Annotated in this window: 14 protein-coding genes; 10 read left to right on the forward strand and 4 right to left on the reverse strand. The window is 68.8% G+C overall.

From position 1 onward, the window contains the following. Entirely contained in the window at positions 1-1,206 is a 1,206-nt protein-coding gene (locus tag GWK15_RS16130) for an MFS transporter (protein WP_168042375.1), read from the reverse strand. 95 nt (positions 1,207-1,301) lie between these two features. Here GWK15_RS16130 and GWK15_RS16135 point away from each other — a divergent pair, with 95 nt between their 5' ends. From GWK15_RS16135 to GWK15_RS16145, 3 genes are read left to right on the forward strand one after another with little or no spacing between them, the layout of a single operon-like run. Beyond that, positions 1,302-1,760: a MaoC family dehydratase gene (locus GWK15_RS16135; protein WP_170055651.1), complete on the forward strand. Its 459-nt coding sequence runs from the start codon at positions 1,302-1,304 to the stop codon at positions 1,758-1,760. A gap of 19 nt (positions 1,761-1,779) precedes the next feature. After that, on the forward strand, positions 1,780-2,490 hold the full coding sequence (locus GWK15_RS16140) for a metal-dependent hydrolase (protein WP_168042376.1): 711 nt from the start codon (positions 1,780-1,782) through the stop codon (positions 2,488-2,490). Then, positions 2,487-3,278 (forward strand): enoyl-CoA hydratase/isomerase family protein, encoded by a 792-nt coding sequence (locus tag GWK15_RS16145; protein WP_211844001.1) that lies wholly within the window; start codon positions 2,487-2,489, stop codon positions 3,276-3,278. Before GWK15_RS16140 ends, GWK15_RS16145 begins: the two co-directional genes overlap by 4 nt. 9 nt (positions 3,279-3,287) lie before the next feature. Here the strand turns inward: GWK15_RS16145 and GWK15_RS16150 are convergent, their stop codons facing one another. Continuing rightward, entirely contained in the window at positions 3,288-4,874 is a 1,587-nt protein-coding gene (locus GWK15_RS16150) for a serine hydrolase domain-containing protein (RefSeq protein ID WP_168042377.1), read from the reverse strand. 122 nt (positions 4,875-4,996) lie between these two features. Between GWK15_RS16150 and GWK15_RS16155 the strand changes: the two genes are divergently transcribed. The 7 genes from GWK15_RS16155 to GWK15_RS16185 all read left to right on the forward strand — a co-directional run bounded on the left by GWK15_RS16155 (position 4,997) and on the right by GWK15_RS16185 (position 12,628). Then, positions 4,997-6,625 (forward strand): thiamine pyrophosphate-requiring protein, encoded by a 1,629-nt coding sequence (locus GWK15_RS16155; RefSeq protein WP_168042378.1) that lies wholly within the window; start codon positions 4,997-4,999, stop codon positions 6,623-6,625. Between the two features lie 56 nt (positions 6,626-6,681). Continuing rightward, a complete protein-coding gene (locus GWK15_RS16160) occupies positions 6,682-7,728 on the forward strand; it encodes an ABC transporter ATP-binding protein (RefSeq protein WP_168042379.1) in 1,047 nt (348 codons plus the stop codon). Between the two features lie 32 nt (positions 7,729-7,760). Further along, a complete protein-coding gene (locus tag GWK15_RS16165; RefSeq protein WP_168042380.1) occupies positions 7,761-9,101 on the forward strand; it encodes an ABC transporter substrate-binding protein in 1,341 nt (446 codons plus the stop codon). Between the two features lie 57 nt (positions 9,102-9,158). After that, positions 9,159-10,112 carry a carbohydrate ABC transporter permease gene (locus GWK15_RS16170; protein WP_168042381.1) on the forward strand — a complete coding sequence of 318 codons (954 nt, stop codon included), beginning with the start codon at positions 9,159-9,161 and terminating at the stop codon, positions 10,110-10,112. A 13-nt stretch (positions 10,113-10,125) separates the two neighbouring features. After that, entirely contained in the window at positions 10,126-11,028 is a 903-nt protein-coding gene (locus GWK15_RS16175) for a carbohydrate ABC transporter permease (protein WP_168042382.1), read from the forward strand. 28 nt (positions 11,029-11,056) lie between these two features. Next, the gene (locus GWK15_RS16180; protein ID WP_209442236.1) at positions 11,057-12,091 is read left to right on the forward strand and encodes a C-terminal binding protein; all 1,035 of its coding nucleotides are present in this window, start codon (positions 11,057-11,059) and stop codon (positions 12,089-12,091) included. Between the two features lie 123 nt (positions 12,092-12,214). Further along, positions 12,215-12,628 carry a DUF3830 family protein gene (locus GWK15_RS16185; RefSeq protein ID WP_168042383.1) on the forward strand — a complete coding sequence of 138 codons (414 nt, stop codon included), beginning with the start codon at positions 12,215-12,217 and terminating at the stop codon, positions 12,626-12,628. Positions 12,629-12,652: 24 nt separating this feature from the next. On the opposite strand, the gene GWK15_RS16190 is transcribed toward GWK15_RS16185, so the two are convergent. Further along, on the reverse strand, positions 12,653-13,117 hold the full coding sequence (locus tag GWK15_RS16190) for a M23 family metallopeptidase (protein WP_168042384.1): 465 nt from the start codon (positions 13,115-13,117) through the stop codon (positions 12,653-12,655). 211 nt (positions 13,118-13,328) lie between these two features. Next, positions 13,329-14,684 carry a hypothetical protein gene (locus GWK15_RS16195; RefSeq protein WP_168042385.1) on the reverse strand — a complete coding sequence of 452 codons (1,356 nt, stop codon included), beginning with the start codon at positions 14,682-14,684 and terminating at the stop codon, positions 13,329-13,331. Positions 14,685-14,777 lie beyond the last annotated feature (93 nt).

Below are 14,777 nucleotides of genomic sequence, written 5' to 3' on the forward strand. Positions count from 1 at the left end.
TCAGCCCGCCCGCCCGAGGCGCCGCACCGCGGCATAGCCCGCCAGAGTGATCAGGGAGACGTGGCCGAAGGCGAGTCCCCAGGCCATCGGCCCGTCCCCGCCCGCGAGGTCGAGCACCACCCCGCAGAGCAGCGGCCCGACGAAGCCGCCCGCATAGCCCGCCATGGAATGCAGCCCCATGGTCGCGCCGCGCAGCGCGGGTTCCGCTGCCTGCACCGTGCCCGCCGTCAGCGCCGAGCTGTCGAGGTAGATCGTCGCGTTCCACAGCAGGACGCAGGCGAGGGCGAGCAGCGGCACCCCGCCGGCCGTGAAGCCGGTCACCACCGAGAGCGCCGCCCCGCCCAGCATCGCCATGCCGACGATGCGCGCCCGGCCGAAGCGGACCGAGGCCTCGTTGCCGAAGATGGAAATGACGTTGCCGACCAGGCCGGCGGCGGTGAACAGCACCGTCGGCGCCGGCAGCCAGGCGGGCGCGGCCTGGATGGCGAAGGAGGCCGCGAGGAAGGTCACCGCCCAGGCCCGCAGCACCGCGAGTTCCAGCGTATGGACCGTGTAGCCCGCGATCCAGGCGAGCGCGCGGCGGTTGCGCAACACCGGCCGGAAGTCGAGCAGCGCCCCGCCGCCCGCGCGTCGTGGCGGAGGCGTATCGGGCAGGATCGCCAGCGCGATGACGAAGGCGCCGGTGGCGCAAAGCCCGCCGAACAGGAAGGCCGCCTCCGGCCCCGCCAGCCCATCGAGGATGCCGGCGAGCAGGAAGGAGAAGGACCCCGCGAAGCCGACCCCGGCCGCATGCCAGGATACGGCGCGCGTCTGCGCCGTTCCGGTCAGCGGATCGGCGATCGCCTTGAGCCCCGGCATGTAGGCCCCGGCCCAGCCGATGCCTGCCAGCGCCCGGAAGGCGAGCCCGCTCCAGAACCCGTCCGCGAGCAGCGCGAAGCCGAGATGCGCCAGCGCCGTCGCGCCCGTACCGACCAGGTAGATCCGCCGCGACGGCACGCGGTCGGTCAGCGCCAGCAGCACCGGCACGGCCGGGACATAGGCCGCGAAGAAAACGCCGATCAGCCAGCCCGCCTCGGTGCCCGACAGCGACCAGCGTTCCATGTAGGTCGGCAACAGCGCGGGCAGGGTGAAGGCGCCGATCTGCGTCAGCACCTGCGCGGCCACCATGGCGGCGACGAAGCGGGAGGTGCCGGGACTGAGCGCCATGACGCAACCGTAGGGCCAGCCCGCCGGTCCCGGAAGCGGGGTTGATCGGGGCGGCCCGCCGCCCGACACTCCGCGCCCCAATCCAGGAGGAACGCATGCGCGTGGTGGAGACGCCGGAGGCGCTGAAGGCGCTGATCGGCCAGGAACTTGGCGTCGGCGAGTGGCTCGAGGTGACGCAGGAGATGATCGACCGCTTCGCCGAGGTCACCGGCGACCACCAGTGGATCCATGTCGACGTCGAACGCGCGAAGAAGGAGATGCCGGGCGGCAAGACCATCGCGCACGGCTACCTGCTGCTCTCGCTGCTGCCCAAGCTCGGCGGCGGCGTCTACAAGGTGTCCTGGCCGTCGCGCACGCTGAACTACGGGTCGGACAAGGTGCGCATCATCAACCCGGTGCAGGCCGGCGACCGTGTGCGGCTGCGCCAGGCCCTGGTGGGCGTCGATGACGGCGCGAACGGCACGCACCGCATCGTGGTGCGCCAGACCATGGAGATCGAGGGCAAGGACAAGCCCGCCCTGATCGCCGACACCATCCGCATGACCTTCCCCTGAGCGAAGGAGACCAACGACGATGAAGATCACCTGGTTCGGCCATTCCGCCTTCCGGCTGGAATTCGGCTCCTCGGTCGTGATGATCGACCCCTTCCTGACCGGCAACCCGGCCTTCGGCGGCGATGCCGAGAAGGCCAGCGCCGGCGCGACGCATGTGCTGCTGACGCATGGGCATGGCGACCACATCGGCGACACGGTGGCGATCTGCAAGCGCACCGGCGCGAAGCTCGTCACCAACTACGACCTCGCGATGTATCTCGCGCGGCAGGGTGTCGAGAAGCTCGACCCGATGAACACGGGCGGCACCACGGACCAGGGCGAGTTCTCGGTCTCGCTCACCATCGCATTCCATTCCTCGTCTGAGATCGACGCGAATGGCGTGTCGCAGTGCCTCGGCCTGCCGAACGGGATCGTCGTGACGCCCAAGGACAAGGCGGAACCCGTCGTCTACCATATGGGCGACACCGACGTGTTCTCGGACATGGCGCTGATCGATGAGCTGTATCGCCCCGCCGTCGCGATGGTGCCGGTCGGCGACCGCTTCACCATGGGCCCGCGCAGCGCGGCGCTGGCGCTGAAGCGCTTCCTGCCGAGCGTGCGCACCGCTATTCCCTGCCATTATGCGACCTTCGGCTTGCTGCTGCCGGATGCCTCGGGCTTCGTGGCGGCGATGGACGGCGCCAATGCGCGCGTCCTGGTGCCCGAGAAGGGCGTGGCCTTCACGCCGTGAGCGCGCTGCCAGGGATCGAGGACCTTTCGGTCCTCCGCGTCGAGGTCGCCGAGGGCGTCGCGACGGTCACCATCGACCGCCCGCCGGTCAATGCGCAGAACGGCGTGTTCCGCGACGAGATCACGCGCGTCTTCGACGTGCTGCACGAATCCGAGGAGGTCCGCGCCATCGTCCTGACCGGGGCGGGCAAGACCTTCTCGGCCGGGGCGGATCTGCGCGACCGGCCGGATGCGGCGAAGCGCGGCGCCTTTCCGCGCCACAGCCGCGGCGTGCGCGCCGGCTTCGACTGCGTGATGGAATGCGGCAAGCCGGTGATCGCGGCGGTGAACGGGGCGGCAATCGGCGCGGGCTGCGTGCTGGCGCTGGTCTGCGACATCATCCTGGTCGCCGAGGATGCCTTCATGTCCATGACGGAGGTGGAGGTCGGCCTCGCCGGCGGGGTGCAGCACGTGCTGCGGCATTTCGGCCAGTCGGATGCGCGGATGTTCCTCTACACCGCGCGGCGGCTGTCGGGCGTCGAGCTGCACCGGATGCGCGTCGCCTCGGGCTGCTATCCGAAGGCGGAGCTGCTGGCGGTGGCGCAGGCCATGGCGAAGGACATCGCGGGCAAGGCGCCGCTCGCCGTCGCTGCCATGAAGCGGGCCTTCACGCTGTGCGAGTACATGCCGCTGCACGAGGGCTACCGCTTCGAGCAGACGCAGACGGCCGCACTTGCGAAGACCGAGGACACGAAGGAGGCGCTGGCCGCCTTCGCGGAGAAGCGCAAGCCGGTGTTCCGGGGGCGCTGACCTTCCGGTTCAGCCGCGGCGCGCGAAGATCAACCCGCGCGCCCGTGCGCCGTTCGCCTCGATGCTGCCATCGGGGCGGCGGCGCAGTTCGGCCCAGGTGTCGGCGAGCGCACCGGGGATGTGCAGGCGGAATCGCTCCGGCGCGATGGCCTCGAGCCGCCAGGGGCCGGCGACGGCGTGGGGCCCGCGCACCGTCACCTGGTGCGCCGCATCGATCTCCCATTCGACATCGAGCTCGGCGCAGGCGTAGCGACCGGAGAGGTCCCCGGGGAGTTCCGCCGAATCGGGCGCGCGGCGATACAGGCGCCGCCGTTCGGCGTCCTCCTCGACTTCGAGGCCATCCGCGACCTGGCGCAGCGTGAAACAGAAGACGCCGCGTCGCGCCGTCAGCGCGCCATCGGCGAGCGGCGCCAGCGCGAAGGGCATGCCGTGGCTGCGGACCTCCGGCACGCCGTCCGGGCGCAGCGCGAGGTCGAAGGAGGCCGTATCGTCCTCCGCGATCCAGCGGCCGGCCATTGCTTCCAGTGCGTGGCGCGGCGGCAGCGGCGGTTCGGGCGCGAGGCGCGGCGTGCCGGCCAGTGCGGCATCGAGCGCCTGCAGCGCGATCGCCCCGGGATCGGCGCCGCCGTGGTTGGTGATGACGATGACGGCGATCCGTTCGGCCGGCGCGCGGAGGAAGGCCGTCTTGTAGCCGGGCCAGAGGCCGCCATGGCCGATGGTGGCGACGCCACGATGCTCCCCGGCCTCGAGCCCGCGGGCATAGAGGTTCAGCGCGCCGTTCGTGAACGGCATGCGATGCTGCAGCGCGGCGACCAGGGCCGGCCCGCCGACGCGCCCCGTCTCGTAGTTCCGCGCCCAGAGGGCAAGGTCCTCGACGCAGGAGACGAGGCCGCCCTCGCCGCCGAGGGCGAAGCCATGCGCGGCGCGCGCGTAGCCGCCCGCGGCCGGCAGGTAGCCGGTGGCGAGGCCGGGCACGACCTCGGTCGTGCGCGGCGTCAGCCGCGTGCGCGTCATGCCGAGGGGCGCGAAGATGCGCTTCTCGAGGAAGGCGCCGAGCGGCACACCGGCGGCGCGCTCGACCGCGAGGCCGAGCAGGAAGAAGGCTGCGTTGCTGTAGAGGAAGCGGCTGCCCGGCGCGAAGTTCAGCGACCGCTGGCGGCAGATCGCGGCGAGCAGCCCGGCCTCGCTGCACGGCATGGCGAGGTCGAGCCCGCCGAAGCGCAGCAGTTCCAGCATGTCGCGAATGCCGGAGGTGTTGCGCATCAAGTGGTCGAGCGTGATGCGCGCGCCGAGATCCGGGAATTCGGGGATCAGCGCCGCGACGTCGTCCTCGGGCGAGAGCGCGCCATCCTCGGCGAGCAGCAGCGCCGCCGCGCAGGTGAACTGCTTGGTCACTGAGGCGATGCGGAAGGTCGTCGTGGCGTTGATCGGCACGCCATGCTCGATGTTCGCGAGCCCCGCGCTGCGATGCAGCACGAGCGCGCCGTCGCGCACGACACCGATGGTGCAGCCAGGCGATCCGGGGGTGCCGAAGGGCGCGAGCAGCGCCTCCACCCGGCGTTCGAGGGCGAGGGCATCGAGGTCGCGCGCTGTCATGTTAAGCAGCCTGCCCTTCGCAAAGGCATGACACAAGCAGGGGGTTGCCGTCCCAGTCATGCGGTGTCTAGGCTGCCATAGCAGCCGGGCCCTTAGAGCGCCGGCCATGAGGAAGCGACGGAATGAAGCTGGGTGCGGCGATCGCCGAGATCATGAAGCGTGAGGGCATTGAGATCCTCACGGGCTATCCGGTGAATCACCTGATCGAGCACGCGGCGGCGATCGACATCCGTCCGATCATGGTGCGCCAGGAGCGTATCGGGCTGCACATGGCCGACGCGATCAGCCGCGTCACCTCGGGCCGCACCATCGGCGCCTTCTGCATGCAGCACGGGCCGGGATCCGAGAACGCCTATGGCGGCGTCGCGCAATGCTACGGCGAGAGCATCCCGGTGCTGGTGCTGCCGATGGGTTATGCGCGACGCCTTGCGCATGTCGATCCGAACTTCAATTCGTCGATCCAGATGCGCGGCATCACCAAATCCGCCGAGCCGATCACCTCGGCCGCCGAGGTGCCGAACATCCTGCGCCGCGCCTTCACCCGGCTCAGGAATGGCCGCGGCGGCCCCGTGCTGGTCGAGATCCCGACCGACATGTGGAACGAGGAGGTTCCCGAGCCGCTGAACTACACGCCGGTCATCGCGACGCGCTACGGGCCGGATCCGGCCGACGTGGCACGCGCGGCCGAGGCGCTGGCGGCGGCGAAGCGGCCCGTCATCTACGCCGGTACCGGCGTGCACTGGGCGCGGGCCTGGCCGCAGCTGCGGCGGCTGGCGGAATTGCTCGCGGCGCCGGTGACGACGAGCCTCGGCGGCAAGTCCTCCTTCCCCGAGGATCATCCGCTCGCGCTCGGGTCCGGCGGCCTCGCCATCCCGAAGCCGGTGCGGCATTTCCTCGACAATGCGGACCTGATCCTCGGCATCGGGTGTTCGTTCACCGAGACGAACTTCGGCGTGAAGATGCCGGCGGGGAAGAAGATCATCCATGCCACGCTCGACCCCGACCATCTCAACAAGGATGTCGCCTGCGACATCGGCCTGGTGGGCGATGCCGCGCTGACGCTCGATGCGCTGATCGTGGAGCTCGAAGGCCGCGTGAAGGAAGCGCGCGATGCCGGGCCCGTGGCGAAGGAGATCCAGGAGCATCGCGCCGAATGGCTTGCCGCCTGGGCGGCCAAGACCGACAGCGATGCGGAGCCGCTGAACCCCTATCGCGTGCTGCGCGACCTGTGGCGCACGGTGGATGTGGACAACACCATCATCACGCATGATGCGGGGTCGCCGCGCGATCAGCTCTCCCCCTTCTGGGTGGCGCGCACGCCGCTGTCCTATCTCGGCTGGGGCAAGACGACGCAGCTCGGATACGGGCTTGGCCTTACGATGGGCGCGAAGCTCGCGGCGCCGGACAAGCTCTGCATCAATGTCTGGGGCGATGCGGCGATCGGCTTCACGGGGATGGATTTCGAGACGGCGGTGCGCGAACGCATCCCGATCCTGTCCATCCTGCTCAACAACTTCTCCATGGCGATCGAGCTGAAGGTCATGCCGGTCAGCACGGAGAAGTATCGCTCGACCGACATTTCCGGCGACTATGCCGCGATGGCGCGCGCCTTCGGCGGCTATGGCGAACGCGTGACGAAGGTCGCGGACATCGTGCCGGCCATCCGGCGCGGCATCGAGCAGACCAGGAACGGAACCCCGGCGCTGCTGGAGTTCATCACGTCCAAGGAAACCGCCGTATCGCGTCTGTAGGACGGATGCGGCCACGAGGCGGGGACCAACCCGTCCGGGACACCCAGGGAGGCTGAATGGCGACGGTCGATATCCGCGACGTGCGGAAGGCGTTTGGCAGCACGAAGATCCTCCATGGGGTCAGCGTGGCGATCGAGGACGGGCAGTTCGTGGTCCTCGTCGGGCCGTCGGGCTGCGGCAAATCGACGCTGCTGCGCATGCTCGCGGGGCTCGAGAACATCACGGGCGGCGAGATCGCGATCGGCGGGCGGGTGGTGAACAACGTCCCGCCCAAGGACCGCGACATCGCGATGGTGTTCCAGAACTACGCGCTCTACCCGCACATGACCGTGTTCCAGAACATGGCCTTCTCCATGAAACTCGCGGGCGCGCCCAAGGAGGTGATGGAGCGGGAGGTGCAGAAGGCCGCGAAGATTCTCGGCCTCGAGCAGCTGCTGCATCGCTTCCCGCGCCAGCTCTCGGGCGGGCAGCGTCAGCGCGTGGCCATGGGCCGCGCCATCGTTCGCAACCCGCAGGTCTTCCTGTTCGACGAGCCGCTGTCCAACCTCGACGCCAAGCTGCGCGTGCAGATGCGCTCCGAGATCAAGGAGCTGCACCAGCGCCTGAAGGTCACGACGGTCTACGTCACCCACGACCAGATCGAGGCCATGACCATGGCCGACCTGATCGTGGTGATGAACCATGGCCGCATCGAGCAGGCAGGCGCGCCGCTCGAGCTCTATGACCGCCCGGCCAACACCTTCGTCGCGGGCTTCATCGGGTCGCCGGCGATGAACATGATGGAAGGGCGGATCGAGGGTGGCGCCTTCCGAGGGCCCGGCGGCGTGGCCTGGCCGTTGCCGCCCGGCGCGCCGGCCTCGGGCGAGGTGATCTACGGCATCCGGCCCGAGCATCTGCGCCTCGACCCGAATGGCCTGCCCGCTTCCGTGCACGTCATCGAGCCCACGGGTTCGGAGACGCAGGTCGTGATGCATCTGGGCGATGCGTCCGTCATCGGCGCCTTCCGTGAACGCATCACGGCGCGCCCCGGGGAGACCCTTCCGGTCAGCCCCGACACTTCGCTGGTCCATCTCTTCGACAAGGCGACGGGCCAGCGCATCTAGAGTTGGGGCAACACCGACCAGGGAGAGGAAACATGGCGAACATCATCACTCGGCGCAGCATCCTGGGGGCGGGGGCGGGCGTGGCCGCGCTCGCCGCCGGGGGCGGGGCCTACGCGCAGTCGCGCGTGCAGGTCGCCTCGGGCGTCTCGGCGCCGAACCTGTCGATCGAGAGCGGCGCGACGCTGCGCATGCTGCGCCCGGTCCGCTTCGTCGCCCCGGACGAAGAAGTGTTCCGTGCCAACTGCGCCCGCTTCACCCAGCAGACCGGCGTGCAGGTGCGCGTCGACTTCGTGGGCTGGGAGGACATCAACCAGCAGACCGCGGTGACGGCGAACACCGGCGCGGGCCCCGACATCATCGTGGGCTTCGGCGACGCGCCGCACATCTACGTCGACAAGCTGGTCGAGGTCTCCGACATCGCGGAATACATCGGTCGCAAGTACGGCGGCTGGATGTTCGTCGGCAACAAGCTCGGCAAGCGGCATGGCACCAACAACTGGATCGGCCTGCCCTTCGGCGGCACCGCCGGCCCGCTGGTGTGGCGCAAGTCGGCGGTGAATGCGGTCGGCTACCAGACGCCGCCGTCGGACCTGCCGGGCTTCCTCGAGATGTGCAAGAAGCTGCGCCAGGCGAACAAGCCGGCAGGCTTCGCGCTCGGCAACGCGGTCGGCGACGGCAACGGCTTCGCCAACTGGCTGATGTGGTCGCACGGCGCGTCCATCACGGACGAATCCGGCGCCGTCTCGGTCAACAGCCCGCAGACGCTCGCGGCGCTGAACTACCTCAAGGAGCTGTATCCGACCTTCGTGGACGGCGGCACGATCTCCTGGGGCGACATCAGCAACAACCAGGCCTATGCGGCGAATACGCTCTTCGTCACCTCGAACGGCGTATCGCTCTACTTCGCGCTGAAGAACGACCCGGCGACGCGCGCCATCGCGGACGACACCGAGCATTCGGTGATGCCGCTCGGCGTGGCGAATTCCTGGCCGAGCGCGCCGCTGACGCTCAACGCCATGGTGTTCAAGCACAGCCGCTTCCCGAACGCGGCCAAGGCGCTGCTGATGTTCCTGATGGAGCAGCCGCAGTACGAGCCGTGGCTCGACGCCAACCTCGGCTACTGGGCGCATCCGGTGAACGCCTACAAGGATGCGGCGGTGTGGACCTCCGATCCGAAGATCGCGATCTTCCGCGACAGCATGAACAACCAGTTCTGGAATGGCTACAAGGGACCGATCACGGTCGCTTCCGGCCAGGCCAACGCGGAGTACGTGCTGGTGCAGATGTTCGCGGCCGTCGCCTCGGGCCAGTCCACGCCCGACGCCGCGATGCGCGAGGCCGATCGCCGCGCGCGCCGCATCTTCCGCCGCTGAACCGCGACCCCGGCGGCGCCCTTCGTGGCGCCGCCGGACCGCCACGGAGACCGCCCGATGTCCGCCACCGCCGCCCAAGGCTGGGTCAGGAAGAACCAGGAGCAGAACTGGCTGACGCGCCTGCTCGACTGGAAACCCTTCCTCGTCGTGATGTGCCTGCTGCCGGCGGTCGCGCTGCTGATGGTCTTTCTGACCTATCCGCTCGGCCTCGGCATCTGGCTCGCCTTCACCGACACCACCATCGGGCGCAGCGGCGTCTGGGTCGGGCTCGAGAATTTCGAGTTCATGATGGAGGACCCGATCTTCTGGAACGCGGTCTTCTATTCGGTGTTCTACACGGCGGTGGCGACGGTCGGGAAGTTCGGGCTCGGCCTGTGGCTGGCGCTGCTGCTGAACAACCACCTGCCGTTCAAGTCCTTCCTGCGCGCGATCATCCTGCTGCCCTGGATCGTGCCGACGGTGCTGACGGCGATCGCCTTCTGGTGGATCTACAACCCGCAATTCTCGATCATCTCCTGGGTGTTCATCGAGCTCGGGCTGCGCGACAGCAACATCGACTTCATCAACACCGCCTGGCCTGCGCGCTGGTCCCTGATCGGCGCCAATGTCTGGCGCGGCATCCCCTTCGTCGCGATCTCGCTGCTCGCGGGGCTGCAGACCATCTCGCCCTCGCTGTACGAGGCGGCGCTGCTCGACGGATCCACGGGATGGCAGCGCTTCCGCTACATCACCTTCCCGATGCTGCTGCCGATCCTCGCGATCGTGATGACCTTCAGCATCATCTTCACCTTCACCGACTTCCAGCTGGTCTATGCCATCACGCGCGGTGGGCCGGTGAACTCGACGCACCTGCTCGCGACGCTCGCGTTCCAGCGCGGCATCGCCGGCGGGCAGCTGGGGGAGGGGGCGGCGATCGCCGTCTCGATGATCCCCTTCCTCGTCTTCGCGACGCTGTTCTCCTACTTCGCCCTGGCGCGCCGGAAGTGGCAGCAGGGCGAGTCCAACGACTGAGGAGGGGCCAGCCATGAGCGCCACCGCCGAAGCCCCGCCCGCCCCCAGCAGCGCCACCGCGCCGCCCGAGACGCTGTCCTGGGACAGCAAGTCGCGGCGCATGGTGACGATCTGGGTGCCACTCGCCTGCTTCCTGCTGATCCTGCTCTTTCCCTTCTACTGGATGAGCATCACGGCCTTCAAACCGAACGCCGAGCTGTACGACTACAACACGCACAATCCGTTCTGGATCACCTCGCCGACGCTCGACCACATCCGACTGCTGTTGTTCGGGACGTCCTATCCGCGCTGGCTGCTGACGACCATGACGGTCGCGATCTGCTCGACCGTTCTGTCGCTCATCGCCTCGACGCTGGCGGCCTATGCGATCCAGCGGCTGCGCTTCAAGGGCAGCCAGTATGTCGGCCTCGGCATCTACCTCGCCTACCTGGTGCCGCCGTCGATCCTCTTCATCCCGCTCGCGACGGTGGTGTTCCAGTTCGGCCTGTTCGACAGCCCGATTGCGCTGATCCTGGTCTATCCGACCTTCCTCGTGCCCTTCTGCACCTGGCTTCTGATCGGCTACTTCAAGTCGATCCCCTTCGAGCTCGAGGAATGCGCGCTGATCGACGGCGCGACACGGCTGCAGATCCTGCGCCAGATCACCCTGCCACTCGCGGTGCCGGGGCTGATCAGCGCGGGCATCTTCTCCTTCACGCTGTCATGGAACGAGTTCATCTACGCGCTCGCCTTCATCCAGAGCAGCGAGCGCAAGACGGTGCCGGTCGCCATCCTGACCGAGCTCGTCACCGGCGACGTCTACCAGTGGGGCGCGCTGATGGCGGGATCGCTGCTGGGCTCCCTGCCGGTCGCGATCTTCTATTCCTTCTTTGTCGACTACTACGTCTCCTCCCTCACCGGCGCGGTGAAGGAATGAGGCGCCTTTCCTGACGGGAGACCCATCCTTGGCGACGTTCACCATCCTGACGCCGGCCGCCCCCGCGGCCGGCATGAAGTACGACTATGAGCTGGAGGCGCTGGCCGCGATCGGCGCCGAGATCGTGGAATGCCCGCCCACCGAGGAAGGCTTCATCGCCGCAGCGCCCAATGCCGACGCGGTCTACGCCAAGGGCATGAAGTTCAACGCGAAGATGATCGGCGCGCTGACCAAGTGTCGCCACATCGCCTGCGGCAGCGTCGGCGTCGACTACGTGGACGTGATCGCGGCGACGGCCAAGGGCATCCCTGTCACCAACTGCCCGGACACCTTCATCGAGGAAGTCGCAGACCACGCGATGATGCTGCTGCTGGCGACGCATCGCCGCTGTATCGAACAGGACCGCATGGTGCGCGAGGGTCGCTGGTCGGAAGGTCGTCCGGCGCTGCTCAAGATCCCGCGCCTGATGGGCCAGACGCTCGGCTTCATCGCCTTCGGCCGTGTCGCGCGTGCGACCGCCCGGCGCGCGGCCGCCTTCGGCCTGCACATGAAGGCCTACGACCCCTTCGTCGAGGAACTGACCATGTCGGCCCTCGGCGTCGAGCCGGCGAGCCTTTCGGAAGTGCTGGCCACCTCCGACTTCGTCTCCATGCACCTGCCCGACACGCCGGAATCGCGCGGCTTCCTCAAGGAGGAGCACTTCCGGCAGATGAAGAAGAACGCCCTCTTCATCAACACCGGCCGCGGGCCGACGGTGAACGAGGCGGCGCTGATTAAGGCGCTGCAGGAAGGCTGGATCGCGGGCGCGGGCCTCGACGTCTTCGAGGTCGAGCCAACCAAGGCGGACAACCCGCTGCACAGGATGACGAATGTCATCCTCTCGCCGCACAACGCCTCGGCCTCGGCGCGCTTCGATCCGGCGCGTCGCCGGCGCGTCGGGCAGGAACTGGCGCTGACGCTGTCGGGGAAGTGGCCGCTGTCCTGCGTGAACCCGACCGTGCTCGCCACCTCCAGCCTGCGGCGGTGGCAGCCCTATGCGATGGATCGCGGGCCGAATTCGTAAGGCGCGCTGGAGGGGCGCCGCCCCTCCAGACCACCCGGCCAAAGGCCGAAAGGCCTTTGGAAACCGATTTTCCGCCAGGGCGCGACGGGTTACACCCGGCGTATCCGGAACAGGAGCAGCGACGTGGCGGACGTGATCATCGATATCGGCGGCGAGATCTTCGAGGCCTTCTACGAGGAGCGTGACGCCCCGAAGACCGTTGCGCGCTTTCGCAACTTCGTCCCTTACAGCAACCGCATCATTCACGTCCGCTGGTCGGGCGAGGCCTGCTGGATCCCGATGGGCGATTTCGACCTCGGCCTCGGCTTCGAGAACGCGACCTCCTATCCCGCGCCGGGCCAGGTGATCGTCTATCCGGGCGGGGTCAGCGAGACCGAGATCCTCGTCGCCTACGGGCCGACCTGCTTCGCCTCGAAGGCAGGCCAGCTCGCCGGCAACCACGTGCTGACGATCCGCGAGGGGCTCGACCGCCTGGCGGTGGTCGGCCGCTCGGTGCTGTGGGACGGCGCGAAGCCGATCACCTTCCGCCCGGCCTGACCGGGCGGAACGCCGCGGCGCGGATCAGCGCCGCGGGGCCTCGGCGATCTGTGTGTCCTCGGTGCAGGCGGTGCGCGTCAGCCATGGCCAGGGGTCCACGGGCCGGCCGTCGCGCCGCAGTTCCACATGCAGGTGCGGCCCGGTCGTGCGGCCCGTGCGGCCCACGGCGCCGATCGGCTGGCCGGGCATGACGACGTCGCCGACCTGCAGGCCGCGGGCTACGCCCGAAAGGTGCGCGTAGCGCGCGATCGAACCATCCTGATGGCGGACCTCGATCATCACGCCATAGGCATAGTAGCGGCCGGCGAAGACGACGGTGCCGCCGACCGCGGCGCGGACCTGCGAGCCGATCGGCGCGCGCAGGTCGACGCCAGGATGGAAGCCGCGCCCACGATAGCCGAAGCCCGAGGAATACTCGCCGGAGACGGGCAGGGCGATCGGACAGGGCGCTGCCGAGGCGACGGCCGGCGCGAGGAGCGCCGCGGCCATGACCAGGGTTCGCACGCCGCCCGCCGGCGCGAGCGTCCGCAACGGACGCGCCGCGTCATTGTGTCCCGCCACTCTGTGAGCCCCCGTCTTGATTCGTACCTGGGGTTGGTGTGCCGCCGGCCGGGGCATGGGTCAATCCCAGGGCGACCGCATGGGGCCGATCTGCGGCATGCACGGCATGGGACCGGTTGGATGGACCTGGCGCAGGCTGTCATGGCGACTTCCGCTTGAGTTGCCGCTGCGCCTTCTGGCGTTCCAGGAACCGGGTCACCGTAGCCGCATCGATGTCCCCGGCGATGCCGCGCGGGCCGACCAGGATCACCGGCGGCCGGTCCTGGTGCCGCATGGTGTAGGCCATGCTGTAGAGCGGCCAGATCCAGCTGTAGCCAAGATCGACGCGCCCATGATCCTGGGGCGCGGCGCAAACCGAGCAATGGGCATGCGACTGGATCCCGCCCAGTCGGGCGAGCTCGACCTCGAATGTCTTTCGGTAGGCGACCGCATCGGCGCTCGACATCAGGCTGATGCCGCAGAAGCCGGCGATCACGACGGCGGCGAGACCGCTCAGAGCCCGGGTGCCGACCCAGTCCATGAGGCGACGCGGCCAGTCGAACCGCGGCAGGAAGAGCAGGGGCAGCAGGGCGATCACCAGCAGCGCGCCGAGGCTGAAATAGCGCGACGGATAGGCATAGCGGAACGCGCGGCTTCGGAGCCCGAGCATCGGTGGCACGAGCAGCATCGACAGGGGAACCAGGAAGCCGAGCGCGACGAGGATGGCGGCTGGGGCGCCTGCCGCGAGCAGCAGCCGGACGGCGCCGAGCAGCGCCAGCAGCCCGGCGGTGAAGACCCCGGCGATGATCCACACGAAGTGAGCCTTGGCGCCGCCGGGATTCGGCCAGGGGTTCAGGACGAAGAAGCCCACCTGGAATGGCGTGGCGAGGCAAAGGACCAGCGGCACGAGCAACCGGTTCGCGCGCGAACGCCCGGCTTCCGCCCCGCTCCTCATCACCGAGCCTGCCGCGAGCAAGGGGTTCGTCAGCGCCGCCGTCTCGTAGCTCGCCACCAGAAGGACGGCGACGAGGAGGCGCCAGCGCCCGCGCGGATCGAGCGTCGGGTCGAGCGTGAGGATGACGAACACCGTGGTCATCGACAGGGCGAAGACCAACTCCGTGACGATGAAGTTCGCGAGGAAGACCGTGGCGGCCAGGAAGCCGGTCAGGATCACGGCCTGCTCCGCGGCCGGCACGCGCGTGCGCAGGAGCAGCAGGACGGGCAGCAGGATCAGCGCATAGCAGGCGAGGCCGAAAAGGAAGGAGCCGAGCGCGATCATGTCCGGCGAGGCGAGACCGACGAGCCGGACCGGCCAGGTCGACCACAGGATCGAGAAGAATCGCCGCGGTGTCGGATGCGGGTACCACAGCGGATCGATCAACGACTGGACGACGTAGTTGGCCCCATCCAGGTAAAGTTGCCGGCCACTGAGCGCACTGACGAGCAGGCAGGCTGCCAGAAGTCCGATGTGCAGTCTGCCAGGCTCGGCGAGAAGCCCGGCGAGGCGAGGCGACATTTCCAGGCTCCGGCATCGTGTCTTTCTTCGGGACTGCACGATGAGCATGGCCATGTGCGGTCGCGCGATCGATCCGGATGCAATCTTTTCTGT

The organism is Neoroseomonas oryzicola (genome assembly GCF_012163135.1).
Lineage (GTDB): Bacteria > Pseudomonadota > Alphaproteobacteria > Acetobacterales > Acetobacteraceae > Neoroseomonas > Neoroseomonas oryzicola.

Bases quoted from the DNA above. Each gene is read 5' to 3' on its own strand.
- GWK15_RS16195 (WP_168042385.1), bottom strand. From the start codon at position 14,684: ATGTCGCCTCGCCTCGCCGGGCTTCTCGCCGAGCCTGGCAGACTGCAC.
- GWK15_RS16155 (WP_168042378.1), top strand. From the start codon at position 4,997: ATGAAGCTGGGTGCGGCGATCGCCGAGATCATGAAGCGTGAGGGCATT.
- GWK15_RS16190 (WP_168042384.1), bottom strand. From the start codon at position 13,117: ATGGCCGCGGCGCTCCTCGCGCCGGCCGTCGCCTCGGCAGCGCCCTGT.
- GWK15_RS16150 (WP_168042377.1), bottom strand. From the start codon at position 4,874: ATGACAGCGCGCGACCTCGATGCCCTCGCCCTCGAACGCCGGGTGGAG.
- GWK15_RS16135 (WP_170055651.1), top strand. From the start codon at position 1,302: ATGCGCGTGGTGGAGACGCCGGAGGCGCTGAAGGCGCTGATCGGCCAG.
- GWK15_RS16165 (WP_168042380.1), top strand. From the start codon at position 7,761: ATGGCGAACATCATCACTCGGCGCAGCATCCTGGGGGCGGGGGCGGGC.
- GWK15_RS16130 (WP_168042375.1), bottom strand. From the start codon at position 1,206: ATGGCGCTCAGTCCCGGCACCTCCCGCTTCGTCGCCGCCATGGTGGCC.
- GWK15_RS16160 (WP_168042379.1), top strand. From the start codon at position 6,682: ATGGCGACGGTCGATATCCGCGACGTGCGGAAGGCGTTTGGCAGCACG.
- GWK15_RS16170 (WP_168042381.1), top strand. From the start codon at position 9,159: ATGTCCGCCACCGCCGCCCAAGGCTGGGTCAGGAAGAACCAGGAGCAG.
- GWK15_RS16140 (WP_168042376.1), top strand. From the start codon at position 1,780: ATGAAGATCACCTGGTTCGGCCATTCCGCCTTCCGGCTGGAATTCGGC.
- GWK15_RS16175 (WP_168042382.1), top strand. From the start codon at position 10,126: ATGAGCGCCACCGCCGAAGCCCCGCCCGCCCCCAGCAGCGCCACCGCG.